Source organism: Ligilactobacillus aviarius subsp. aviarius DSM 20655 (genome assembly GCF_001436315.1).
Lineage (GTDB): Bacteria > Bacillota > Bacilli > Lactobacillales > Lactobacillaceae > Ligilactobacillus > Ligilactobacillus aviarius.
This window is the reverse complement of the sequence record NZ_AYZA01000004.1, coordinates 76,507-103,049: the sequence shown is the minus strand read 5'-3', so window position 1 is coordinate 103,049 and position 26,543 is coordinate 76,507. Positions and strand designations below refer to the sequence as shown.

Annotated in this window: 22 protein-coding genes and 1 tRNA gene; 6 read left to right on the top strand and 17 right to left on the bottom strand. The window is 37.6% G+C overall.

The window, feature by feature from the left end; all coding sequences use genetic code 11:
* Positions 1-31: 31 nt before the first annotated feature.
* Positions 32-1,174, bottom strand: a complete 1,143-nt coding sequence (wecB, locus tag FC33_RS00725) for a non-hydrolyzing UDP-N-acetylglucosamine 2-epimerase (protein ID WP_057826712.1) — start codon at positions 1,172-1,174, stop codon at positions 32-34.
* A gap of 86 nt (positions 1,175-1,260) precedes the next feature.
* On the opposite strand from wecB, the gene FC33_RS00720 reads away from it, so the two are divergent.
* Positions 1,261-2,496, top strand: coding sequence for an aminopeptidase (locus tag FC33_RS00720; protein WP_057826711.1), 1,236 nt, complete (start codon positions 1,261-1,263; stop codon positions 2,494-2,496).
* A gap of 37 nt (positions 2,497-2,533) precedes the next feature.
* Here FC33_RS00720 and FC33_RS00715 read toward each other — a convergent pair.
* Positions 2,534-2,607, bottom strand: a tRNA-Arg gene (locus tag FC33_RS00715).
* 215 nt (positions 2,608-2,822) lie between these two features.
* Between FC33_RS00715 and yjeM the strand changes: the two genes are divergently transcribed.
* A complete protein-coding gene (gene yjeM / locus FC33_RS00710; RefSeq protein ID WP_057826710.1) occupies positions 2,823-4,337 on the top strand; it encodes a glutamate/gamma-aminobutyrate family transporter YjeM in 1,515 nt (504 codons plus the stop codon).
* Positions 4,338-4,387: 50 nt separating this feature from the next.
* On the opposite strand, the gene FC33_RS00705 is transcribed toward yjeM, so the two are convergent.
* Positions 4,388-5,635 (bottom strand): DEAD/DEAH box helicase, encoded by a 1,248-nt coding sequence (locus tag FC33_RS00705; protein WP_057826709.1) that lies wholly within the window; start codon positions 5,633-5,635, stop codon positions 4,388-4,390.
* A 49-nt stretch (positions 5,636-5,684) separates the two neighbouring features.
* Positions 5,685-6,902 carry an ATP-binding protein gene (locus tag FC33_RS00700; protein ID WP_081037004.1) on the bottom strand — a complete coding sequence of 406 codons (1,218 nt, stop codon included), beginning with the start codon at positions 6,900-6,902 and terminating at the stop codon, positions 5,685-5,687.
* A gap of 250 nt (positions 6,903-7,152) precedes the next feature.
* Here FC33_RS00700 and FC33_RS00695 point away from each other — a divergent pair, with 250 nt between their 5' ends.
* The gene (locus FC33_RS00695; protein WP_057826742.1) at positions 7,153-8,373 is read left to right on the top strand and encodes an MFS transporter; all 1,221 of its coding nucleotides are present in this window, start codon (positions 7,153-7,155) and stop codon (positions 8,371-8,373) included.
* A 57-nt stretch (positions 8,374-8,430) separates the two neighbouring features.
* Here FC33_RS00695 and FC33_RS00690 read toward each other — a convergent pair whose 3' ends face one another.
* The 7 genes from FC33_RS00690 to FC33_RS00660 form a co-directional block, all read right to left on the bottom strand.
* Positions 8,431-9,186, bottom strand: coding sequence for an exodeoxyribonuclease III (locus FC33_RS00690; protein WP_057826707.1), 756 nt, complete (start codon positions 9,184-9,186; stop codon positions 8,431-8,433).
* Between the two features lie 124 nt (positions 9,187-9,310).
* Positions 9,311-10,045 carry an SGNH/GDSL hydrolase family protein gene (locus FC33_RS00685; protein WP_146993409.1) on the bottom strand — a complete coding sequence of 245 codons (735 nt, stop codon included), beginning with the start codon at positions 10,043-10,045 and terminating at the stop codon, positions 9,311-9,313.
* A 21-nt stretch (positions 10,046-10,066) separates the two neighbouring features.
* The gene (locus FC33_RS00680) at positions 10,067-10,717 is read right to left on the bottom strand and encodes a malonate decarboxylase holo-ACP synthase (RefSeq protein WP_057826706.1); all 651 of its coding nucleotides are present in this window, start codon (positions 10,715-10,717) and stop codon (positions 10,067-10,069) included.
* Positions 10,705-12,375 (bottom strand): biotin-independent malonate decarboxylase subunit beta, encoded by a 1,671-nt coding sequence (mdcD, locus tag FC33_RS00675; RefSeq protein WP_057826705.1) that lies wholly within the window; start codon positions 12,373-12,375, stop codon positions 10,705-10,707. Before mdcD ends, FC33_RS00680 begins: the two co-directional genes overlap by 13 nt.
* On the bottom strand, positions 12,365-12,664 hold the full coding sequence (locus FC33_RS00670) for a malonate decarboxylase subunit delta (RefSeq protein WP_057826704.1): 300 nt from the start codon (positions 12,662-12,664) through the stop codon (positions 12,365-12,367). Before FC33_RS00670 ends, mdcD begins: the two co-directional genes overlap by 11 nt.
* A 12-nt stretch (positions 12,665-12,676) precedes the next feature.
* A complete protein-coding gene (mdcA, locus tag FC33_RS00665) occupies positions 12,677-14,320 on the bottom strand; it encodes a malonate decarboxylase subunit alpha (RefSeq protein WP_146993408.1) in 1,644 nt (547 codons plus the stop codon).
* 2 nt (positions 14,321-14,322) lie between these two features.
* On the bottom strand, positions 14,323-15,228 hold the full coding sequence (locus FC33_RS00660; RefSeq protein ID WP_057826702.1) for an ACP S-malonyltransferase: 906 nt from the start codon (positions 15,226-15,228) through the stop codon (positions 14,323-14,325).
* 117 nt (positions 15,229-15,345) lie between these two features.
* Between FC33_RS00660 and FC33_RS00655 the strand changes: the two genes are divergently transcribed.
* The 3 genes from FC33_RS00655 to FC33_RS00645 all read left to right on the top strand — a co-directional run bounded on the left by FC33_RS00655 (position 15,346) and on the right by FC33_RS00645 (position 18,212).
* Entirely contained in the window at positions 15,346-16,191 is an 846-nt protein-coding gene (locus FC33_RS00655) for a LysR family transcriptional regulator (RefSeq protein WP_057826701.1), read from the top strand.
* Positions 16,192-16,278: 87 nt separating this feature from the next.
* Positions 16,279-17,385 (top strand): acyltransferase family protein, encoded by a 1,107-nt coding sequence (locus FC33_RS00650; protein ID WP_057826700.1) that lies wholly within the window; start codon positions 16,279-16,281, stop codon positions 17,383-17,385.
* Between the two features lie 2 nt (positions 17,386-17,387).
* Positions 17,388-18,212 (top strand): triphosphoribosyl-dephospho-CoA synthase, encoded by an 825-nt coding sequence (locus tag FC33_RS00645; RefSeq protein ID WP_057826699.1) that lies wholly within the window; start codon positions 17,388-17,390, stop codon positions 18,210-18,212.
* 113 nt (positions 18,213-18,325) lie between these two features.
* On the opposite strand, the gene FC33_RS00640 is transcribed toward FC33_RS00645, so the two are convergent.
* The 6 genes from FC33_RS00640 to FC33_RS00615 form a co-directional block, all read right to left on the bottom strand.
* Positions 18,326-19,213 (bottom strand): SPFH domain-containing protein, encoded by an 888-nt coding sequence (locus tag FC33_RS00640; protein ID WP_057826698.1) that lies wholly within the window; start codon positions 19,211-19,213, stop codon positions 18,326-18,328.
* A gap of 2 nt (positions 19,214-19,215) precedes the next feature.
* Positions 19,216-19,608, bottom strand: a complete 393-nt coding sequence (locus tag FC33_RS00635) for an NfeD family protein (protein WP_057826697.1) — start codon at positions 19,606-19,608, stop codon at positions 19,216-19,218.
* 159 nt (positions 19,609-19,767) lie between these two features.
* Positions 19,768-20,355: a DUF3841 domain-containing protein gene (locus FC33_RS00630; protein WP_307723658.1), complete on the bottom strand. Its 588-nt coding sequence runs from the start codon at positions 20,353-20,355 to the stop codon at positions 19,768-19,770.
* Positions 20,356-20,549: 194 nt separating this feature from the next.
* Entirely contained in the window at positions 20,550-22,118 is a 1,569-nt protein-coding gene (locus tag FC33_RS00625) for an SIR2 family protein (protein WP_057826696.1), read from the bottom strand.
* A 125-nt stretch (positions 22,119-22,243) separates the two neighbouring features.
* Positions 22,244-25,246, bottom strand: coding sequence for a type I restriction endonuclease subunit R (locus FC33_RS00620; RefSeq protein WP_057826695.1), 3,003 nt, complete (start codon positions 25,244-25,246; stop codon positions 22,244-22,246).
* A 1-nt stretch (position 25,247) separates the two neighbouring features.
* Positions 25,248-26,540, bottom strand: a complete 1,293-nt coding sequence (locus FC33_RS00615) for a restriction endonuclease subunit S (protein ID WP_057826694.1) — start codon at positions 26,538-26,540, stop codon at positions 25,248-25,250.
* Positions 26,541-26,543 lie beyond the last annotated feature (3 nt).

Below are 26,543 nucleotides of genomic sequence, written 5' to 3'. Positions count from 1 at the left end.
AAAAGCGCGACAATTAATGTCGCTTTTTTTTCTACTTAAATTCTTCCGGCCGTTCTTTAAGCTGACCAAAATGATACTGGATTGCTTCAACGATTCGTTGAGCGGCATGGCCATCACCGTATGGATTTTTAGCATTTGCCATTGCTTCATATTCTTTTTGATCATCCAGCAGCGTTTCCATTTCGGTCTTAACCGTTTGATAATCCGTTCCGACGAGTTTTAATGTTCCCGCCTTAATTCCTTCTGGACGCTCGGTTGTATCCCGCAGCACAAGGACTGGTTTCCCAAGTGCTGGAGCTTCTTCTTGAACACCGCCAGAATCTGACATGATGAAGAAACTGCGAGCAGCGAGATTGTGAAAATCAACCACATCAAGCGGATCAATCAAATGAACGCGGTCAACATGATCAAAGATCTCATGGGCTGCCTTTTGAACCGCCGGGCTTAAATGAACCGGATAAATCACTTCAATCCCCGGATGAGTTTCAACAACATCGCGAATGGCCTTAAAGACCCGTTTCATTGGTTCACCTTGATTTTCCCGCCGGTGCATCGTTACTAAAATCAATTTCTTTTGGGGATCAACAAGCTCTAAAATATCATGGTGATAATTGTCTTGTACGGTTTCATGCAACGCATCAATTGCTGTATTACCGGTAATAAAAATCTTTGCGGCTGCATGATTTTCCTTCAACAGATTATCCTTACTTTGCTGCGTTGGCGCAAAATATAAATCGGCAAGATCATCCGTCATTTGCCGGTTCATTTCTTCCGGATATGGTGAATACTTATTCCAGGTCCGCAAACCAGCTTCAACGTGGCCAACTGCAACTTGTTGATAAAAAGCCGCTAAACTTGCTGCAAATGTCGTCGTTGTATCACCATGAACCAATACAATGTCTGGCTTTTCCGTTTCAATGACCCCTTTTAATTTATTTAAAACATCAACCGTTATGTCATTCAAGCTCTGCCCCTGGTGCATAATGTTTAAATCATAATCCGGTTTGATCTTAAAAATTTCAAGCACCTGATCCAACATTTCCCGGTGCTGAGCCGTAACGGTCGTCACCGCTTCAATTTGATCAGCATGCTTGTTCAATTCTAATACAAGCGGGGCCATTTTAATTGCTTCTGGCCGCGTCCCAAAAACGGTCATTACTTTGATTTTTTCCATATAGATCCTCCTCTTGCCCTATATAATCAATTTCACTTACATTTCTATGCTATCATATATATTAAGATGAATGGAGGTTCCTTACTATGACAATTGCAAATTTTGAAGAAAAGTTACAAAAATATGCTGAATTAATCGTTAAGGTCGGAGTCAATGTCCAACCCGGACAAGAAGTTGTTCTCTATATTAATGTTGATCAACAACACCTCGCCCACTTAATCGTTAAAGAAGCTTACAAGGCCGGTGCTGGAAAGGTAATGATCAAATGGAGCGATACCTTTGCCCAACGTGAATTTCTTGAACATGCAAGCGATGAATTTCTTGAAAATGTTCCGGAATTTGCCAAGGAAGAAGCCCAATACATTGCTGATCACCGTTGCTGCCGGATCTCAGTGATGTCAGAAGATCCCGGTGCATTTGGCGGAATTGACCAAAAACGGGTTGCCGCATACCAAAGCGCGAACGGAAAAGCCTTAATGCCTGTTCGGCAAGCAACTCAAAACAATGATTTAAGTTGGACAGTTGTTGCCGCTGCCAGTCCAGCGTGGGCTGAACGCGTCTTTCCTGATTTAAAGGGTGAAGCCGCCGTTGACCGTCTGTGGGAAGAAATTTTCAAAACAACCCGGATCGACCGTGAAGATCCAATTCAAGCTTGGAAAGATCACGATGCTAAGTTGCACGAAAAAGAAGACTGGTTAAATAAGGAACAATTCAGTGCATTACACTACACTTCACCGCGAACTGATTTAACGATCGGTCTTCCTGAAAATCACGTTTGGGAAGGCGGCGGAAGCAAAAACGCTGCCGGAATCGAATTCATGGCTAACATGCCAACCGAAGAATGTTTCACTGCGCCTGATAATCGCCGAATCGACGGTTACGTAACCTCAACCAAACCGTTAAGTTATGCCGGCAACATTCTTGAAAATATGAAATTTACATTTAAAGACGGGAAAGTTGTCGAAGCAACGGCTGAAAAAGGCCAAGCTGTTCTTGATCACCTTCTTGAAACTGATGAAGGTGTTCGTTCACTTGGTGAAGTTTCCCTTGTTCCGGATCCATCACCGATTTCACAATCAGGAATTACATTCTTTAATACCCTCTTTGATGAAAACGCAAGCGATCACCTTGCTTTAGGGGCTGCTTATCCATTTAACGTTCAGGGCGGAACCAAAATGAGCAAAGATCAACTTAAAGCTAAAGGAATCAACTTTAGTCAAGCCCATGTTGATTTCATGGTCGGGTCAGCTGATATGAACATTGATGGAATTAAAAAGGACGGGACGATCGTTCCTGTATTCCGAAACGGTGATTGGGCTTAAATAAAAAAGGCTGCGATATAAATCGCAGCTTTTTTTATGCGCTTGATCGGAATTGAACCGATGACCTACCGCTTAGGAGGCGGTTGCTCTATCCTGCTGAGCTACAAGCGCAACTGATTAAAACAATAGTTTAAGTATAATTAATCTTTGAAAGGCACGCAAGTATCTCCATTTTTTAAAATTTAATAATAATTATTGGATAAGTCTCTTTTATTTTTAAATATTTTCTAATAATTTGGTTTTATGTTACATTTTTTATCATAAACCGTGTATAATTATTTTACGAAACATATTTTGTTTAAAAATATTCTAAGGAGAATTATTAGATGAGCGAAAACAACAATGCAAAGAAAATCACAACTGGTGCATTAGTCCTGATGATCTTCTCAACGATCTTCGGGTTTGCCAATACACCGGTTGCCTTTATGCAAATGGGATACGGTGCGATCCTATGGTACATTTTAGGTGCATTGCTCTACTTCCTTCCAAGTAGTTTGATGTACGCTGAATACGGTTCTGCTTTAAAAGAAAGCAAGGGTGGAATTTATTCATGGCTTGATGCCTCAATCAGTGAAAAATGGTCATTTATTGCCACCTTTATTTGGTTATCCGCTTGGGTAATTTGGCAAGTAATGGTTTCTCAAAAAATCTGTATTACGATTTCAACCATTATCTTTGGCCATGATACAACAAACACATGGCATCTGTTCGGACTAAATTCAACTTTGACGGTCGCATTGATTTCGATCATCGGGGTAATTGCAATTACATGGCTTGTTAACCACGGGATTGATACAATTGCCAAGATTTCATCAATTGGTGGGTTAGCCGTTATGTTGCTTAACGTGACATTGATTCTTTCAAGTGTCTTCATCTTATTTAAGAATCACTTCCAATTGGCACAACCAATTCAACACGTTTCACAATTTGCAACATCTGTTAACCCGCAATTCCAATCACCAATTGCAATGATTAGCTTCATGATTTACGCAATCTTCGCATATGGTGGTCTTGAATCAATGGGTGGTGTCACTGATTCATTGGATAAACCGGAAAAAACTTTCCCACGTGCAATCATGATTAGTACCGTTGTTATCGGAATCGGTTACGCTTTGAACATTTTCCTGTGGGGAATTACAACCAACTGGAATCATGTCATTAATCATCCTGACGTAAACTTAGGTAACATTACATACGTCTTGATGCAAAATCTTGGATTAGAATTAGGAAAAGCCTTCCACTTATCGACCCACGCTGCATTGACAATGGGAACGGTCTTCTCACGGTTATCAGCAATCGGAATGTTATGTGCTTACTTAGGTTCATTCTTCGTTTTGATCTACTCACCATTGAAGTCATTCATTATGGGTTCACCAAAAGAACTTTGGCCAGAAAAAGTTACAAAGTTAAACAAGAAAGGCATGCCTTCATTTGCGCTTTGGGTTCAAACCGCAATCGTATGTGTCATCATTGGTGGGGTTGCAATCGCATCAACTTTGATTCACCAAGATTCAAAGTTCTTGTTCAACCTCTTAACTTCAATGAGTAACGTTGCATCAACATTGCCATACCTCTTCTTGGTTGCAGCCTTTCCGTTCTTTAAGAAACGGCAAGACCTCGACCGGCCGTTTGAAGCTTTCCATAGTCGGAAAACAATGCTCGTGATCGTAACAATTACATTGATCACCCTTGCAATTGCAAACGGCTTTACAATTATCCAACCATTTATTGAAAAAGACTGGGTTGGCGCCGCAGCAACCGTTGCTGGTCCGTTAGTCTTTGGAATCTTTGCATGGGCGCTTTACACAACCCGTTCAAAGCGAATCAAAAACAATGATTAATAATTGAATATTAAATAACCGTGGTCGCGTTTAACGATCACGGTTATTTTTTATCTTTTCTTATGAGCAGATGGCTTTCCTTTGTTCTTTCGGTTCCGTTTCCGATTCTTCTTTTTCTTTTTTGGTTGTTCCTCATTTTTAACAACTGGCTTCCGGTGCTGGCGCCGTTTCTTCAAATCAAGATCAGCCATTGCCTCTTCGCCGTAAAGCATTCCTTGATAGAGAATTCCGTTCTGAATATCAAGTTTACTTTGATCCATGAGCTGTTTAAAGTTGCGTAATTCATGTTCATTCCCTAAATTTAAGACTGCTCCCGGCGCACCCATCCGACCAGTCCGCCCTGCCCGGTGAATATACGTTGTTTGATCTTTTGGAATGTCATAATTAATCACAGCTGGCAATCCCGGAATATCAATTCCCCGGGCTGCAATATCAGTGGTTAAAATAAAGGTCAGTTTACCCTTTTTCAACGCCGCTAATGCCTGTTGCCGATCCGTTTGCCGGCCATTACTGCTTAACATTGCAACCGGAATATGGTGATGCTGTAATTTTTGATAAACTTCTTCAAGGGTTGCCGTTTGTTTGAAGAAAACCAATGCATGCATTTCAGGTAAATTGGCGGTTTTTCGCAACATATCAACCCGCTTACGGGTCGGAGTCTCCATCAAATAATGGGTAACCTGCCCCCCAGTAATATCTTGATCAGAAACATCGATGACTTGCGGTTCGATTCCAAACCATTGATGAAATTCATTAAAGACCGGCGTTTTCGTTGCGGAGAAGAAAACTAACTGAATTTCTGATGGCGCATGACTCAAAATATCACGAATCGTATCCATTGACTCTTTTTCCTGAAGCATTTCATCCGCTTCATCGATTACGGCTGCGATTACCTTATGCAATCGCAATTTCCGTTGTTCGATCAACTGCAGCATCCGACCCGGCGTTCCAACGACAATTTCCGGATGTTTTTTTAACCGTTCAATTTGCCGTTTAATGTTAGCCCCGCCAATTAAGGAAATTGTATTTAACCCAATCAGTTTCCCCCATTCACGGATAACATCCGTAATTTGGGCAGCTAGTTCCTGTGAAGGCGCCATAACAACTAATTGAGTCCCATCACCAGGCATCACTTTTTCAAGCAATGGCCACGCATATGCTAAAGTTTTTCCTGATCCGGTCGGCGCAATTCCCAGAACATTTTCGCCCGCTTGCAATGCTTCTTGCGTTGCCTGCTGGATCGGCGTTAATTCAGCAAATCCTTGTTCTTTAAAATAGTGTTTAAATTTTTCGTTCATAGTTATAATTCCTCATTTATTTAATGCCTTTTTATTGTAGCACGCTTCATCAGTTTCGTGAGGCTAAAAGCCAATCAATTAAGTTCATTTTTTGAATTCCGTTATAATTTGCCGTTCGATTAATTTGATCTAATGTGATCAAATATTTTGGATACTGATCATTAATTGCCTGCAGTGATCGCAATTCACGTTGAAGAGTTTTTTCATCTAAAGTCGTTAATGAAACTTGATAATATTCAACATTTTGCTTGGCATCCACTGCTACAAAATCCACCTCATATTTGCCTGTATTTCCAACATAAACTTCATATCCACGACGTTTTAATTCCAAAAAAACGATATTTTCAATAATATGCCCAAAATCCTGTTGATGATCTGCCAACAGTAATCGTCGAAGCCCAACATCAACAGCATAATATTTTTTCTGAGTTCCTAATAACCGGCGCCCATGAATATCATACTGACTCACCGGATACATAATTAAACTGTCCGTAATTCCTGTTAGGTAGTTGCTGATTGAAGGATTAGAGGCCTTATATCCTGAGCTCACTAAAGTATTTTTAATTTTATTTACGTTTACCAGACTTCCAACATCACTAAATAATGTTCGAATAATTCGTTCAAGGACTTCAACATCGCGAACTGAAAGTCGAGCGACGATATCCTTTAAAACCACCGTTGAATAAATTCCTTGCAAATATTCGAGTTTTTCCTTTTCAGAATCAACAAACAACGTATATGGGAATGAACTTTCCAAGTACTGATTAAATAATTCTTCATTTTTCTTAACAACATTGTTTTGCCGATTCCATTCCACATATTCTTTAAACGATAACGGCAGCATTTTTAATTCAACATAACGGCCACTTAAAACCGTTGCAATATCACTACTTAAAAAATATGCGTTCGAACCCGTCAAATATAAATCAACGTTGTCTTTCAAAAATAACGAATTAACTGCTTTTTCAAAATGATCAACATTTTGAATCTCATCTAAAAAGACATAATTCATTTTATTCGGAATCAACAGTTTTGAAATATGGTGATATAGCTTATCTGCTTGAAGATACGGCTCATTATCCATATCTTCGAAATTCATCGTAATTAATTGATCAGGTTGAATTCCTTCAGCACGCAGTTCATCCTTAAACAACTCAAAGAGGGTTGATTTTCCTGAACGGCGAACCCCCGAAACAATCTTAATGATTTTCTTATCGCGATGACGATTCAAAAAATCAAGATATTCTTTCCGTTTAACAAACTTCAATTTAATTTCATCCCCAATCTTTTAAAGTACACTTTAACTTAATCAACATTATAGCATATTTTTGAAGTATACTTTAAAAATTCATGGATAATCACCAATATTTAAAGTACGTTTTAAATCAATTTGAAATTTTTCATCCATTTGCTCTTAAAAAGTGTATAATCGTTCTTTGAAAAATAAATGATGCCCGTGAGCATCAATTTTGGAGGGACTTAAATTGAATAGTAAAAATGATTGCACAGCTGGAAAAATGACCAGGAATCAAAAGTGGACGATTGCTTCAACGGCAGCCGGATTCTCGCTTGAAAACATGGATATCATGTTTTTGTCATTTGCATTAACCCCGATTATTGCCAGCCTCCATATTTCACAGGGAGCGGCTGGTTTGATTGGAACGATGACTAACCTGGGAATGTTATTCGGCGGTGCAATTTTTGGTTTATTAGGTGATAAAATTGGGCGAATCAAAACATTCAGTTACACCATTTTTATCTTCGCATTCGCAACCGGCGCAATGTTCTTTGCCCACTCGCTGCCCGTAATCTATGTTTTACGGTTCTTAGCCGGAATTGGGGCTGGTGGTGAATACGGCGTCGGAATGGCCCTGATTGCCGAAAACTTTGAAACCAAACAGGTTGGCCGCATGACTTCGGTTGCCGCAATTGGCGGTCAGGTTGGGGCGATTTTCGCTGCCCTTGCCGCTTCATTTATCATTCCGCACTTTGGCTGGAATGCCCTTTTCCTTCTCGGAATCATTCCGGTGATCTTAACCTACTTTGTCCGGCGGCACTTAACCGAAAGCCAGGAGTTCTTAACCGCGAAGGAAGATGCCCAAAAGAACCATCGTAAAATTTCATTTACCCGCTTATTTGCAACTCCACGATTAACATTCCAAACATTGGGATTAATGGTAATGACGATTGTCCAAATTGCCGGCTACTTCGGCTTAATGAACTGGTTACCATCAATCGTTCAAAAACAACAGGGGCTTTCCGTTTCCAAGTCTTCAATTTGGATGATTGCCACGATTATTGGAATGAGCCTTGGAATGGTCGTCTTCGGCTATATTATGGACAAATTTAGTGCGAAGGCTGCATTCAATATTTTCTTAATTGGATCAGCCTGCGTCCTCTTCATTATCCTTGCGGCTCACACCGCCCTGACAATGATTCTTGCGGGAATGCTGATCGGTTTCTTCTCAAATGGAATGTTTGGCGGATATGGCGCAGTGATCAGTCGCCTTTATCCAACTGAAATCCGTTCGACTGCCAATAACCTGATCATGAATGTCGGCCGGGCAATCGGCGGATTCTCATCATTCATCATTGGGTTATTGATGCAATACTTTAACTTAAAGGTTACCATGATGTTCTTATCAGGGCTTTATTTGATCAGTTTCATTGTCATGCAACTGTTACCGGGATTCCGGCAACTCAAAAATGTCCCGGCTCCGGACGTTGAACCTGAATAAAGATATTTCACATGAAACAAAAAGGATTGTTACCAATGAGGTAACAATCCTTTTTAACTACAATTTAATTTTTAATTCGACCGGACAATGATCTGATCCCATTACATCGCTTAAAATTGCGGCTTCTTGCAACTGATCTTTGAGATCATCAGAAACAATAAAGTAATCAATGCGCCAACCAGCATTTCGCTTCCGAGCGCCAAACCGATAACTCCACCATGAGTATGCCCCAGTTTGATCCGGATTGAAATACCGGTAAGTGTCAATGAAGCCACTATCTAATAGTTTCGTCATGTCTTGGCGTTCTTCATTTGAAAAGCCGCCATGGTGGTGATTACTTGAAGGATTTTTCAGGTCGATCTCTTCATGCGCAACGTTAAGGTCGCCACATAAAATAACTGATTTTTGAGCTTTTAATTTAAGCAAATACTTCCGAAAGGCATCATCCCATTTGACCCGGTAATCCAGCCGTTCCAATTTTGGTTTGGCATTCGGTGTATAACACGCCACCACGTAGAAATTATCAAATTCCAACGTGATCACCCGGCCTTCATCATCAAACTCATCGATTCCAATTCCATTTTGAACACTTAACGGCTTCTTTTTTGTAAAGACGGCCGTTCCCGAATAGCCCTTCCGTTCGGCATAATTCCAATAAGACTCGTATCCCGGAAAGTTCAAATCTAATTGACCCGCGCTCAACTTCGTTTCATTAATGCAAAAGATATCGGCATCTAATTCCTTAAAGACATCTTTAAATCCATGCTTAATGGCTGCCCGAATTCCGTTCACATTCCAACTAACCAGTTTCATTTGAATTGCTCCTTTAAGTTCTAATTCTATTTTCAGGGTAACGCAAATGGAGAATAGATTGAAATGTTAACTATCAAAAAAGGAATGGAAATGTTAAAATCCACTTCCATTCCTTTATCCCAATCTATTTATTACTTAAAATTTCACCTAACCGTTTCTCAAAGACCGGCAACCAAATTTTCAAGTATCCTTCTTGCGTTGGATGAATGTTATCAAACATTGCATTCTTGCGAATCTTAATTGTTGCTAAGACACCACGATCATTGTACAGATCAATAATTGAAAAATTCCATTTCTGTGATAGCTGATACAAAATCTGAACCAATTTCGCATAGTTAGGATCCATTAACGTATCAACACATGTATAGAATACAATTGGACAATTAAATTTCGTTTGAACCTCATGACACAAAAACTCGATTGCTCCAATGGTCGTATTCAAATCAAAGTCATTCGTTTTGGAAATTTCACCTAATTTCTTTCCTTGACGGCCATCGTTCGTTGAAAGTTGGCAAACAATTAAATCGTAACTATCATCAGGATCGAAATCATGATTAAACCGCGTTAAATATGCATCCGCATCATTTCCAGCTAACGTCGTCCCTGACACGGCAGATTTAACCGCATCAACCCCATCGCAAGCCTGTAAGTAATCAACAAATGAGATTCCGTGCGAAAACGCACCGTAGGTAATCGACGATCCTAAAAAGCCGATTTTCCTTCCTTGCAATGGTGAATCAGCATTATACGTTTGCTTTTCAATCCCAAATTCAGCTAAATTTCCGAATTGATATGGTTGCGAATTTTGCAAACCATCAACAAACGCTTGCATTTGAGCACCATTTTCAATTTTTTCCATTCCACTCAACTTCTTCCTGCTTCAGCAATGTTTTCCCTGAATTAAATCACTCCAAGGACAATTTGAAATAAACGGTCCGGTGCCAGATTTCATCAAAACCTGCTTGCCGTTCTGTTGAACAAACTCTTCTAATGAAAATCCGCGATCATCATTAACCAACTGAACATCAGCATGCACCGAAAATTGATTCAAATTTTCCCATAACTTTTTCAATTTATCAAATGGAATTCGGTGATTAACTTTTAAAATTAAATCAAGATCGCTTGTTTCCTTTACCATCATATCACCAGTTACAATTTCATAACCAGCACTTCCAGTAATTCCAAAATTAGAAGATAAAAGCTGCTTATCCTGAGTGTTTCGCAAAGCTTGAAAGACAGGAAAATCTTTTCGTGATTCAGGTAGTTGATTAAATCTAAAGTGCTCCAATGCTTCATAGGGGGTCACTCGCTTCTGAATCATTTGTTTATTGATTTCAAAGGCAAACCGCTGATTGCGCTGGTTTCCCCGCACTCCGACAACAACCCCATTTTTAGAAAGCGGCTTTTGCCGGGTTACGATCACCGTTTGAAATTCAGTTAGCTTCAATTGGGCCCATTTCGGAAAAGCCGATAACTCATCTTTTTCAAAGGAAATTTTTAACAAATCATGCGGATAAACTAGTTGTTCCATTGATTTTCAACGGCTTTCCGCATCTTCAGCGTTGCAACGCGTCCTTCTTTGACCGCAATTTCATTCGTATAACGATAACTCAAATCTGTTGGTTGACCTTTTGTACTATCGATTGCAGCATCAATTTCTTTTTGAATACGAGCAACATTTTTATCTGAAGCGTCCCATGACTTAATGCTATCAATTCGCTTATACAATGCTCCTAATTTAGTATAGTTGAAAACATCATATGCCATTGCAGGTACATGCTTAGTTGCTTCTTCAAGCTCTTCAATTGTCCGCAATGTAATCCGAGCAGCACTCGCTTTTGACATTGCTTGAATTGTAATGGAATCATCCCCCAAAGCAATCATCCGGTTAGACTGTAACCCATGAGCTAGGAAACCACCTGAAACCGCATCACCTGGAATAAAATCAACTACTGGGTGACCTGCTTGACGTGCCTTAGCATATGCTGCGGCACTTGAAGCCAACGCAACGTTGATTCCAATCAATTCTTCCTTATATCCGTATGCTTGGCTTGGAACATCAACAATACAAATAATTGGACGCTTTTGTTCTTTACCTTGGTCTTCTTCGATTACTTGGTTAACAATTTTTGCAACCGTGAATCCTTCCATTAATCCTACTTCACCATTCCGAACCCGTGGAAACCGCTTATTTTGAGTATCAGGAACAATTGCAATAAACTCTTTACCATCAACTGTTGCATGCAAAACGGTTGAAACTTCACTTTCAGCATTTTCAATTCCCGTTAATTTTTCAAACCAAAGGCGTCCCCGGCTCTTATCTTTCGGAGTTGCCGATTTTTGGGCTTCAGCAATATGATGGTTACCCGCTTTAACTGTCGGGAAAAGTTTTCGATATTCTTCAGTATCCATTGGTTGGTTAAAATCAATATCCTTTAACAAGTTCAAATAAAAATCAACATTTTCTGTTCGGTGACTATCCTTTTTTGCCTGAATTGCAGCCACAATCGAGTTTTTGATCAAATCAACGTCATCATCAACGATTTCGTCAACTAAGCCCGTTGCTGCCCGTTGCTTGGTTCCTAAAGTATTCCAAATCAAGTTCTTATCTGATGAATCAAATTCACGAACTCCGGCTTCTTGTTCAATAACTTCTGGTCCGTTCAATGCAACCCGTGCCTCATCCGTTGCAATCAAATATGACATCATTGCACTTGTGATCGACATTCCGCCAAACGCGCCGACTCGTCCTGGAACAACCCCAATTACCGGAACATACTTCTTCAACGCAATAATCATGTTTTGAATTTCAGAAATCGATAATAAACCATAATTTGCTTCTTGCAGCCGGACACCACCAGTATCAAACACAATAATTGGATATTCTTTGTGGCCGTTTTGATTATCCTTTAAGGTTTGTTCCAATGCTGCAACAATTTTGGCACCGCCAACTTCACCAATTCCGCCGCCTTGGAAAGCTCCTTCCATTGAGATGACAACTGAATCTAAGCCTTTGATTTGACCCTTCATCAAAATAATTCCATCATCACTTTCCGGAACGATTCCTTGAGGCATCAAATGCGGTGAGTATAAATTATCTAACGGCCCCACAAGTTCGCGGGCTGTCCCATGATCGAATAATACTTTTGCACGATCACGTCCATTTAATTCAACAAAACTATTCTCCATGCTTAATCTCCTCCATTGCTTGTGCCAGTCGTAAGTTTACTACGCCTGGGGTAGCGCCAAAATCATTAATCTTAAAATCTGCATGTAATGGGTAACGAGCAAAGAAACGGTCTAAAACGTTTTTCCAAACTTCGCCAAAGCCATCGCTTCCGGTTACAATTTCAACCGTTGTTTGCGGATCAGTCGTTGGATAGACCAGGACTTCAAGGTCGCCTGATGCAACGACTCCAACATGAACCGGCTCCTTCACTTCTTCTTGAGTGTCGAATTTATAATTTAATTTTTCCATGATTGATTCCTCCTATGACCAGCTTCTGAATTTTGCAGGCGGATTATAAAGCCCATCTGACCATTTAACTAAGTCACTCATATTTTGAGCTGCAAGCAACGAACGTTTTGCTTCGCCGCGGTGAACTCCCAAGTCTTCAGGTAATGCAACGATCCCGCGATTCCGTAAATCTTGAAGCTGGCTTGCATTGCTCCGTAATCCGACCGGGGTTACTCCTGCAATGGCTTCGATTGCAGCTTGCCGCTCTGCCATACTATCAGTCTTATACAAGTATGCAATTCCTTCTTCAGTTACAATGTGCGTTGTGTCTTCGCTGTAAATCATGATTGGCGCATTTTCCATATTGATTTCTTTTTGAACATCAACTGCATCCAGCTTATCAACAAAGACCGGTTGTTTGTTTGCACCAAACGTTTCAACCATTTGCACAACCAATTTTTGTCCCTTGTCTAACGGATTATCCGTCGTCTTCATTGCTTGCCAAGCTGGGGTTGAGTGGCGCCGTCCTGTTGGATTGCTTCCCATATTCGGTGCCCCACCAAAACCAGGAACCCGACCAGCAGTAACCGTTGATGAATTTCCATACTTGTCAATCTGTAATGTCGATCCAATAAACATGTCAATGGCATATTGGCCTGCAACTTGTCCTAAGGCGCGGTTGGAACGCATTGAACCATCTTTTCCAACAAAGAAAATATCCGGCCGAGCGGCAATGTATTTTTCCATTCCAACTTCACCACCAAAGCTGTGAATCGATTCAACCCAGCCGCTTTCAATTGCCGGGATCAACGTTGGAGTCGGGTTAAGTTCCCAGTTTCGACAAATTTTTCCTTTTAAACCTAATTTTTCACCATAGGTTGGTAATAATAATTCAATTGCACTGGTGTTAAAGCCAACTCCGTGATTTAATGATTGAACATTGTGCTTTTCATAAATTCCACGAATAGCCATCATTGCCATCAAAATTTGAATTTCAGTAATGTTTTGTGGATCACGAGTGAACAACGGTTCCAATTCATACGGCTTATCAGCAGGGATAATCACATCAATTTGGTCACCGGGAATATCAACCCGCGGAACTTGGTCAACAATTTCATTGGCTTGAACAATTACAATTCCATTCTTGAAAGCTGCGGATTCAACGATCGTTGGCGTTTCTTCGGTATTAAATCCAGTATAAAGATTACCGTTGCGGTCTGCTTTTTCAGCCGCAACCAGAACCACATTCGGAATTAAATCAATAAACAATCGCCCAAATAATTCCAAGTATGTATGAATTGCGCCGACCTTCATTCGCCCGGATGAAATCATTTGTGAAACTCGGGTACTTTGAGCACCAGAATATGCAAAATCAATTTTCGATGCAATTCCCTTATCAAAAATATCAAGATGTTCTGGACGTGAAATACTTGAAATAATCATGTGCAAATCGTGGACCCGTTCAGGATCAACATTTGCTAAAGTCCGTGAAAGAAAATCAGCCTGTTTTTGATTATCGCCTTCAATTACGACCTTATCGTTGGGTTCAATCAATCGTTCTAAAATTTCTTTGGCATCTTCTGTCTTGGCAAATTTACCATTCAACAAACTGCTGACTTTTTCCATCCGCGCATTTTTAGCATCGCGCTGCTGTGTCCAACTTCTTTTAACTTTCATCTTTATCCTCTTTTCCATTTTTCAAGTAGAAACAAACTATCTTCTATTCCATAATCATCAATTGCGAAGGTTCGAATATCAGATTTCGTTTTAATCAGTTTTGAAAATGCATGACCAGGCGAGAATTCAACAATCAAATCTGGCGAAAACTCAAGGGCCACATCCGTCATTTGTTCCCAATATACCGGGTGAACAAGATTATTTCCGAGATCATATCGAATATCATCTACAGATTGAGTCACCATTCCTGAATAGTTTGTTAAATAACGAATTTGGCTTGGAACAATTTGAATCTTTTGCAAATCCGCACTTAATATTTGAGCAACGTTCTTCATTAACAGTGAGTGCGACGGAACCGGAACCTTAATTAACTTTGCCGTTTGCGCGCCGTTTTTTTTAGCCAATTCAATTACCTTTTGAATTGCCGTTAACTTTCCTGAAAGCGCAATTTGAACGGCAGAATTTTGATTTGATGCAAAAACTGGTTCGGTCGGCGAATCAACTTGGGCTACAAGCTGCTCAACCTGCGTCCGGGAAAGGCCAACCACAACTCCCATCCCATAGCCATCATGGTATGCATTTTGCATTAACTTCGCCCGTTGATAAACGATCCGGATTGCATCTTCACATCGAAGATTTTCAGCTGCATAAGCCGCACCGAAAACTCCAAGTGAATGGCCACCAACGATTTGCGGATTAATTCCTGCTTTTTTAAGCCGGTTAACCTGATAAATTTGCAAAGTCAAAATTCCGAGTTGAATCTGAATTGAATCCTGATATGCTTCATCTGTATCCGTTAATTCAATTCCTGTTAGGTCGTATACCTTATCAATTAAGTTACGTGGAACATTTTGCAACATTCCGGCATGCTGATATCCCTGCCCCGGAAACATCCAAAATTCACCCATTTTGATTACCTCTTATCATTTTCTATCCTGATTACAATTTTATTGTAATCTCTTACATAGCCTGCGTATAATATATATTAGGTATAACTATTAACCATTTAGTTAAGGATGATCCCAATGAATTTAAATCAATTAACATACTTTTTAATGGTCGTTGACAACGGAAGCGTGACCCAAGCCGCTAAGAAAGCATTTGTCAGTCAGGCAGCCGTTAGTAAAATGATTCATCAGCTTGAAAACGAACTTGGAACTGAGCTTTTCATTCATGAAGGACGCTCGCTAAAATTAAGTCGTGAAGGAAAGCTCTTTTATAGCTACGTTTCAGACAGTTTGCATCTTTTAAATCGCGGTGTTCAATCACTAAACCAAATCGATACTGACTACTATCCCGTATCGATTCTTTTTAAAGTTGCATCTCCGCTGATCGTCAAAATTGTGATGCAAATCAAACAAGAATTACCAAATGTTAAGTTAAATATTACCCAACATATCAATGGTGATACCGACCTTGAACAGTTTGACTTTATTGTTAACGATGAACCGCAGCTGCATTTTAAAAGTGAACCCGTCATCACCGAAGATATTTTGATTGGATGGAATTTCTCATCCGGATCAAAAAAATACGTTACCCTTGATGAACTGCAACAAACACCGTGTATTGCAATGAGTCCGGGGCACTCTTTACGCGGAATTTTAGATACTTTTAACGCCGATTTCCATTTAAAAATCGTTCCCCAATATGAAACTGACGATCCGTCAACGATTCGACATTTAATTGAAAATCAAATTGGCTGGAGTTTTGTGCCGACAAAATCATGGAGCGGAATTAAAGAAAACTTTAATCTTGTTCAACTGCAAAAGAATCTTCCACACCGGACAATCTACTTAAATACCAAGCATCAACTGCTTTCGCGTCCTTTGCAAGAAGTTCGCAACGAAATTTTTAATGTATTTAACTCATAATCCTATTGAATTTTGAAAAAAGATTTTGTAGAATGCTTAAAGATTACTTCACTTTCTATCCTGAAATCTATATAGGAAGTGGTCCATATGAATTCAAATCAAAAAGATGAGTATATTGCAGATATTGGTGACTACCTAAAAGTTTTCGCTTGTACTGCAGTGATGCTTCAACCAATTCTCGGATTAGTTTTAAAACTCCATCCATCAGTTGAAATTCAATCTCTCGTAGGAGTTCTTTATAACCTTGTAAAATACACTGCTCCAGCCTTTATCTTTGGAATTTTATACACAACTTTGCGAACCAATCCCACCTCAAGCTGGCAGGATTACGGTTCATACCTCGGCAAGCAGTGGCATGCTCTGCTTGTGCCAACAATTTGGTGGACTTTAATTTACTTGATCGGAATGCCATGGGTTCAACAACATGAGCATTTTCACAATTTCAAATCCTTCTTATGGCAATTTGTGAATGGGAATGCGGCACCGCACTTGTGGTATAACACCATGATGCTTCAATTTATTATTCTAATGCCGCTATTTTGGCAATTAGGCCGGTTTGTGAATAATAATCCTCGGCGGGGGAAAACCATTGCGTTAGTTACAAGTCTTCTTTATTTAGGATGGCTTATATTTTACGATATTGAAGTTTTTCACGGTCCTCATCAAAATAATTGGTATTTGCTTGATCGCGTTTTTATCAGTTTCATCATTTACGGTGTTTTTGGTGTTTTAGCATGGAAATTTGCACCTCAGGTCAATCAGTGGCTCCGTAAGCATTGGAAATTGATGGTTGCCTTTGTAATCCTAATGTTTTGCTGGACCAACCTTGAGCTTTTCCATTTCGGATTTCCAGTTTCATTAGCGAATGCGCCATACTATAAGGTTTCAATGACCTTGTATTCATTGGGAATTATTGCCCTCGTCGCCACCCTTTGCATTTGGCATATGGAAGTTAAAAAAGACCGTCTTTTAAAAATTTTCCATTTTCTGGCAACTTATGCATACCGGGCATATTTATCGAACATTTTTTGGACCCAGATCATTTGGCGGATCACCCCCGCTCAAATTCATACTGCCCATCCAATTCTTTCATTTTTTGTAAATTGGATTATTACGTGGATTCTTTCGTTTGCGTCTGCAATCGGCCTTCACGTTGGATGGTCAAAATTAAAATCATTAGTAGGAGTTAAATAAAAATGAATTCATTGACTCAAAATGCGTTGCGGGCACTTTTATACGAAGTTGCTACCCTCCCCAAACCAGGACTGGTCGATCCGATTGGCCATTCAACGCATCCGGATATGGATGTCTATACCTTTATTGATAGTTCGGCTTCGCTTATCCCGTATTTTGAAAACTGTATTGCAGCGGTTCAAACCGCTGATGATGATCTTCTCAACCTCTTTGAAAAGATTCGGGTTCTTGGAATTGAAGCCGAAGAAAGGATGTTTACGGCAACTAATGGTATTAATACTCACAAAGGAGCAATTTTTTCGCTTGGAATCATTTTAACGGCCTTTGCATATGCTCAAAAAAATTATGCAAATTATACTTTGAATGATATCCAAGCGATTATTCAACAAATGACATGCAACATTTTAGATGATTTCCATCATCACCAAGATACGGCCGGTGAAAAACAATTTGCAAAGTATCATTTGACGGGTGCTCGCGGCGAAGCGTATCGTGGTTTTCCAACCGTTTTTAAAATTGGGGTTCCCTATTTGACCCAAGCCAATGGAACAACGCAAGAAAAATTAATAAATACTCTTTTGTTTCTTGCCGCAAACGTTGAGGATAGTAATCTCCTCAAACGCTCAGATGACCCGCAAATTTTTGAATGGGTTAAATCACAAATTGAAATTTTTTTCAAACGTGGCGGATACCATACCAATGCAGGAAAGCAATTCCTCAATCGGTTAAACCATGAATTTACCAAACAAAATCTCAGCTTAGGCGGAACAGCTGACATGTTGATTGCAACGATTTTCGTTTGTTTAGTTCAAGGAATTCAAATTTGAAATACTCATTCTCCTAACGGCTTCAGTTGAATAATGGGGCCGTTTTCGATTGTTAAAATAAAGAAACAAGACCTGTAAAAATCTACAAGTCTTGTTGTAATCGATGGATTAAATTACTTTTGCTCTTTTTCAGCTGAAACTTTTAACGCTGAACCTAAAGTGGTTAAATCTTGCAACTCGCTTGGAACGATCAGCTTCGTGGCATTCCCGTTGGCAACATCTTTCAATGCTTCAAAGGCCTTCAACTTCAAAGCCGCATCACTGATATTGGCATTACTGATCATTGTCAAACTATCAGCATATGCTTGTTGGACTTCACGAATTGCTTGGGCTTTCCCTTTAGCTTCTTCAATTTCAGCATTTGCCCGTCCCTTAGCTTCCGTTTCGGCGGCTTCAGCTTCGGCTTGGGCTTGCAAAATTTGGGATTCCTTATTTCCCTTAGCTTCGGTAACCTGAGCCCGTCGTTCACGTTCAGCCTTCATTTGCCGTTCCATGGCATTTTGAATTTCCTTCGGTGGCACAATATTCTTCAATTCAACCCGGTTAACCTTAACGCCCCATTTTCCAGTAACTTCATCCATGTAATTCTGCATTTTAGCATTAATTGAATCACGTTCTGATAAGGTTTGGTCTAATTCGAGTTCACCAACAACGTTTCGCAACGCCGTTCCAACTGATTTTTCCAACGCATTTTCTAAATTATCGATCCCGTAAGTTGCCAATTTAGGGTCCGTAATTTCAATGGCCATCACCGTATCGATGTTCATTGAAACGTTATCTTTTGTAATTACGCTTTGAGCCGGTAAATCCATCACGTGTTCTTTCAACGAGATCTTGTTTACAATATTATCAATGAATGGAACTTTAAAATGGATTCCATTATTCCAAGTTTGAAAATAACTTCCCATGCGTTCAATGACATAGGCCTCAGATTGCTGAACGACCTTCACACACCGAACAGCTAAAATAACAATAATGATTAATAAAATTAAAAACAACATTCCTATTCCTCTCTACCCTTAATTTTTTGGACTTGTAACGTGACCCCATTCAGTGCCACGACTTTAACCGAATCACCAGTATTCAACTTTTCAACTGCCGCATACTTCCATAACTGGCCATCGACCTTCACGCGTTGATCATTCAAAACGGTCCCGGTTTTTCCGATGATTCCATCCGCAGCGTTCATTGGATGAAATTTCGGCTGCAATTTTTTCGCAAGTGGTCTGAAAATCAATAGCAGGGTCACACCCGTTACAATAAACTGAATTAACTGCCATTTAAGACCAATATGCATTGAAACCAAAAATAAATTAATCAGTGCACTGACTGCAAACCAGATCGAAATTAATTGAGTTGTGAAAATCTCAACTCCGAATCCCAAAATTGCGATCATAATCCAAATACCAAATGAATTCGTTCCAATCCCTCTTTTCTTTCGTAAATTAGTTTTATCTGTTAACTTGATTTAAAATTTACCCTATTAAATTGATTTTTGCAAGCAGATTTTAAAATAAAAAACTCGCAACAACTTAAAGTCGTTACGAGTTTACTTTCAATTAATTTCACGCACCCTCGCGCCCTTTTTCAAACGCCAAACTTTCCGCACTTGATCAATTTTTAATTGCCAAAAGCATCCCTGAACTATTTCACCATTCATAGTCCATTCATCCTGACGGCGAATCGTAATATCAAAAATTTGCTGCCATGACTTTTCCTTGACACGTTGTTGCTTCTTAGGCGTTAAACTCTCAAACCAGTTATTTAATCGTTGATATTCTTCATGGCTTGTTGCTGGAGCAAGATAGCTGTTACTTAATACAAAATGCCATTCTTCAAATTCACTTAAGAGAACCTGTTCTTCGGGAATGTCAATTTCCATACAGACCTCATCTTCATAATCTTGAGCCCAGCGAAAATCGAGCCGGCAATGCTGATAATTTTTGCTGCGATACCATGCCCAAATCGGAGCCTTAACGTTTTTCGGCGGATCACCGATTTTACTTTTCATTTGGTTGATCATCCACCGGTATGCGTTTTGGAAATTCGTTTCTTTTAAAAGAATGGATTTATGCGGATCACAATTGAAAATTCCGTCTCGCCTTAATTGTTGGTAAACGCAGTAAGGTTGATTCGTCCACATAATCAATTGCAACATCCCCTTATTTTTATACCTTGGATAAATTATAGCATCCCCCAAATTACACTTTTGACTAATAAAATATAGATTGTTATAATCAAAGTAGCAAAAAACAGTTACGTTCTGTAATGCTTGTTTTGTTGTCCAACAAAAAAGGCCTCACGTAGGTGTCTCCTACGATTGAGGCCTTTTTTATGCTAAATTTCATCAAATTTTTCTTCGAACTTTAAGCTATATGCTAGAAATAATTTTCTACAATTCGTCTCACCTATAAAATTATCGTCCTCATTGATTAAAATATACTTAATCATATTCATTATTACTTCCTGACTATAATCATTAATATGCTTAATAAAATACATAATTTTTAATCGATGCATAAGGTCATTATTTTCAAAAGTCTTTTCAGGTTGAGTAAAATCCAACTTTTTTAGTCTATCAATATATTTATTTCCAGGTTTACTAACATTTAACGAAGAAAGAGATTCAAATCTTCTTAAACGATTATTTATTTTATTCTTATCTCTTTCCGTTAGAGTTATACCTCCATTATTTTTTAACTTTAATAAATACTTTGAAATTGGTAATGCAGATTGTGGCGATAAATTTGTTATAAATTTTATTGCTATTTCTAATGGCATATCATCCTTTTCAAGAAAGTAGCTTTTAACATAATCCGCATAACTTGGATATTTATATAAATATCTATTATCTCCAAAAGCAACAACTAGATTTCGCTTCTTTAATTCATCTGGTAACTTGTCCAGATTAACAAAAGAAGTAAGAACATTCTTTAATTCACCTTTTTTACCTTTTATATCGATAATTTTTCTAAACGCTGCTTGATACTTAGCAATTTCACTTGGTGATACGCCTTGATCTATTTCAGCAACTTTTTCATATATTTCAGAATAATTATCAGTTGAAAGTTGCGTATAGTGAACTCCAAATGAGTCACGAATTATTTCATTAACCTTTGACTGACCCCTTTTATAATCAACAACTCCAATTCTCCTAGCTGCGTCTTCAATTGAAAACGGCATATTATCTGCTAAATCTTTTAATAAACAGCGAATATTTTCATCTGTAAGCGAATAACCTAAAAATAGAATTGGAGATTCAGTTAACTTACTTAAAATCTTTGCATTCACTATTGCAGAAGTTCTTTTAAGATTCTTATAGTCACTTGCAGTAATAACAATACTATTCGGATCATCTATTGAACCATGAATTTTATATAATTCATTTATATCAGCAGTATTTTCAAATAATCCTTTGTTTCCTATACGAACCTTAATTCGATTATCAAACTGATTTTCTATAAAGCCGTCATAGTTTGTAGTTACAATTAGCCTCGCTTTTTGAAGCATTTGTTGAAATAAAGTTAATTCTTCTTCAATGCCATCTTTTAGTTGAAGATTAGAGTATATCTCTGCTATTCGGCATCTGAATGGTGATATTTTTCCCTTATGCGCCTGTTCAGGCGAAAAATTTTTCAATGTTATTTTTCCATTATAAAATTCTGAATCGAACTTTTCTTCTATTTCCTCTGCTAGCTTAGTATACACATTGAATTCTGTATTTTCTGTTTTTTTCAATTCATCAAATCTTGCAAAATAAGTAGTATCGATGCTTGATTCCTGCCATAATTTTTGAAGTAATTCGTCCCAAGTAGGTGCATCCTTAAAATATCGCTGAGTTATTCCTGAACCAATAAAGATTATTGGAAATTCATTGTTGCTTTTTAAATGCTCTAAAAATTCCATACTTTTCCCCTTAATTTTTGTCTATTAATTTAAGTAGTATAATTATAGCATTTTAGAAAAATCCATTTCTAAAAAAATATAGTCAATCCGTAAGATTGACTAATACTAACCGTAATTATTGTACTCTATTTTTCTTTTCTTAGTGAATTATAAATTTCTGAGGCAAAGGTTCCTAAAACTTTCTTTTTTAAATCATCATTGTCAAGTAATAAAGTAAAAAATTCTTTATTATGCTCTAAGCCTTCAATAAGCATATCATCAATTCGATCAAAATATGAAAGTTCAAAATCGTGTTCACTATTATTTTGGGCACTACTCCGTAAATCATTTGACTTCATCATTAAATCACGTATTTGTAACATTGATTTAACAGCAATATCATTATCAAAATTAGATCCTGTTACTTGATTGACCTCTTCAATGATTTTTGATAACTTTTCCTTCTTATTCTCACCTAATTCAATATCACCCGCTACTGGTAATTTAACCTCTGGGTTAGATCTATTAGTCCCTTTTGTATAACTTCCAGTTTGTTTTTGGGCAAAATTACTAGCCTTAATCTTTCCAGTTAAGTCGTAGCCTTGACCTGGTCTACTTATATCAACATACTTAAGTAAATATGAAACATAATTGTATAATTTTTGCAACTCTATATCGTCCAAATTTGAAACCTGTAATAAAAACTCATAACAACGAACAAAGTGGCGTAAAGTGATAATAATTTCCCGTTGAAGCGATTCATCTAATTCCTTAATTTTCTTTTCAGTTGCCACAAAATAAAAGTTTAATTTCTTTTTATCTCTACTTTCAATACGTGTTTTATGTAATATCAAGTTAGCCCCTTCTACATTCATAGGATCAATTACATAAAAACCTTCAATTTTTTCAACTAAGTTATAGACAGATTGCTTATTAACAGTGTCAGCCATTAAAGTGGTTGTATAATAAGGTGCAAAGGCCTTTTCAATATCCTCGTAACTATTTGAAAAATCAAGTACAAATGGAGTTTTTTCGTACGGTGGACATATGCGATTAAGGCGTGATAACGTTTGTACTGCATTTACACCTGCAATCTTTTTCATTATATACATTGCCGTTAATTTTGGTTGATCGAAGCCCACTTGATACTTATTTGCTACTAATAAAAATCTATAATTCTCACTATTAAATTCATAAGCTGTTTTTTCTTCACTTATTCCATTAATCGAAGATTCTGTATATTCTTGATCATCATCTAAATTTACTTTACCAGAAAAAGCAACTAATACTCCCATATCATCATAATGATGATCTTCTATATATTTCTGAAAGGCTTGCTGATACTTCATTGCAGCTTTTCTTGAAGGCATTACCACCATAGCCTTAGCCTGATTTCCTAATTCAGACATTACATGTTTTCGAAAATGCTCTATGATAATTTCAGTACGCTGAGCAATATTGGTATCATCTAAATCAATTTGCTGAGCGATTTGACGCTTTGCATCCGAAGTTTTCAATTCCGGATCATCTGTTGTTTCCTTATTCAATTCGTAATAAGTTTCATAGGTTGTATAATTAGCTAAAACGTCAAGAATAAAATTCTCTTCAATCGCCTGTTTCATGCTATATAAATGAAAAGCCCGGTAATTTCCTTGTCTATCTTGCCGGCCAAATAACCGTAATGTTGTTGACTTAGGCGTTGCTGTAAACGCAAACATACTTACGTTCTTTTGTTTACCCGTACTTTTAATTTCTTGAACTAATTGATCCTGCACATCTTGTTCATAAAATGAATCAGTAGATGATAATGCACTTGTTACAGCCATCATATTTTTACCAGCGGTTGATGAATGTGCTTCATCAATAATAACCGCAAATTTTTTATTACTTAATACCTCTTTTGATTGATTCTCATCATCTTTAAGTAAGTCTACAACATACGGAAATTTTTGAATAGTCGTAACAACAATCTTTGTATTACTTTCTAATGCTGATTTTAAATCAGCAGAGTTGCATCTATCATCCATAACTCTAATTAATCCTGCTTTATGCTCAATCCCCATAATTGCTTTTTGAAGTTGCCGATCAACTACTACTCTGTCAGTCATAATAACTATATTATTAAAGATAATTTTATCATCTTCATCATGTAAACTCGCCAGACGATGTGCTAACCATGCAATTGAGTTAGTTTTACCGGATCCAGCTGAATGTTGAATAAGATAGTTTTGACTTGTTTTATTAACTTTCAAATCTGCCAAAATTTTTCGAATAACATCTAATTGGTGATAACGAGGAAAAATAATTCTTTCCTTAGTTTTCGTCCTACCTGTAACTTGATCCTTAACCTCTTTGGATTCAATAAAAATAAATTTAGTAATTAATTCAATTAAAGTATCTTTCGTGAGAATGTCCTCCCACATATAAGAAACACTATACCTATCTTCAAAAATAGGATTTCCTGCACCTGAGTTTACTCCTTCTCCTTTTCCCATATTAAAAGGTAAAAAGAAAGTCTTTTCTTTATCTAGTTGCGTTGTCATATATACTTCTTCAGTATCCATGGCAAAATTAACTAAACATCCCGCCTTAAAACGAAAAAGACGATCTTTTGGATTACGCTTTGTCCGGTACTGTCGAATTGCATCTTCATAATTTTGACCTTGACTGTTACTTTTAATTTCAAAACTAATAACCGCAAAACCGTTAATAAAAATTACTAAATCAACACGTTCTTTGTTAGCTTTGTCGGGATAAACCTCCTCCATTACGGAAAAAATATTTTTATCATATAACTCAGATAGCTCAGGATTAAAACTAGTTGCAGGTTTACCATATAAAAGCGTTAGATGTTTATTATTGATATCAACACCATGTTTCAAAACACTTAATAAACTTCCCTTTTTACTAACCACAAAGTTATTAATTGTATTAATAATGGTTTCTTCTAAATCATCACCAAAAATTTTTGATAATTCTTCTAAAATATCAGGTTGAGTATCTTTTAAAAACTCAAACAGCAATTCTCGATCTAGAGCATAATTTTTATCAAAATTGCGATGATTTCTTTCAACATAACCATTCTCATTAACTAAATGATTAATAATTTCTCGTTGATATTCATATCTTTCGTCAATTTGACCGCGCATTTTAATTCGCCTCTTTTACTTGTTTTTTACCCGTTACGTATTCAAAAATAAGAGAGTTCTTGTATTCTGTTAGCTGAGTGATCTGTTGCTGTTTTTGGTTAATATTTTTATCTATTTTTGAAGTTAATTCATCCAAATAATCGCATATTCGTGCCTGCTCTTGCATAGATTCTGGTATCGAAATATAAATATTCTTAACTTTTTCCCAACTACGAAAATCACTTGTATTGCCTCGAACACCATTAGATATTAACTTATATACTCCTTGAAAAGCCAAGTGTTGCAGATAATAAACAATAAACCTATTGTCTTCTATACTTTCACATACGTGAACTACACGAGTAATTTTTCCATTTTTATTTGATAATGCAATCGCACCGTGCCATGTATCCATTCCATGAATAGCTATGTCACCATTTTTTATTCCTTGCATCGCATTATCACCACTAACCATAATGCCTGAAGCACTATCAGGTCTTTCTATAACTTTCCCTTGATTAGAACAAATTAATGCAGTATCTGTAGAGTTAAATGGACGCATTAATTTATTACATATATAACCTAATTTTGTAATTCTCCAATTTGAATTCAAAATGGGAATGTAATCAACATTACTAGTTTTCAATTTTGAATTTGAATCTATACCTATTGTCACCGCATTAGAAATTGCAGCGTGTTTGTATCTTTCCAGAAGATCAATTTCAGCATTAATCTTGTCAATCAGTCCATCAATTTCAGTCGTTTTGTGATCAAGAAAATTAGCTATTTGTTGCTGGATACTTGGTGACGGATAAGGAACACTCAAATTATTTATTTTTTCGATCGGTATCCTCATTCGGATTGTATTGAAATTACCATTATCCGATTGTTTTATAAGTATTCCGTTTCCTAATCCCAATAAACTACTTTGAAAGATTTTATTTGCAAAAACATAGTAGAAAAACCTTACATCATCCGTATTATTCTTAGGTTTTAAGGCATAGTAAACAGGACTAATACATCCCATATATTTGGATAAACCCACTGCTCCGGACAAAATATTCATACTATTTATTACAATATCACCAGGATAGGTTAATTTATATGCAGAAAAATCTTGTTTAGGCTTATTACCACCACCTTCTTTTTCAGAATATGGAATAACACCTTGTTTAGCAGTTAGGGATAAAATCTCTGTACTTTTTATAGGAACATTATTTTCATTTCTCTGTGATAATACAAACTTTATCTTTTTCGTTTCCCATGAATCAGGTATTTTCCCCATCCAATACTGATTTTTTACATCTAGTTCCATCTA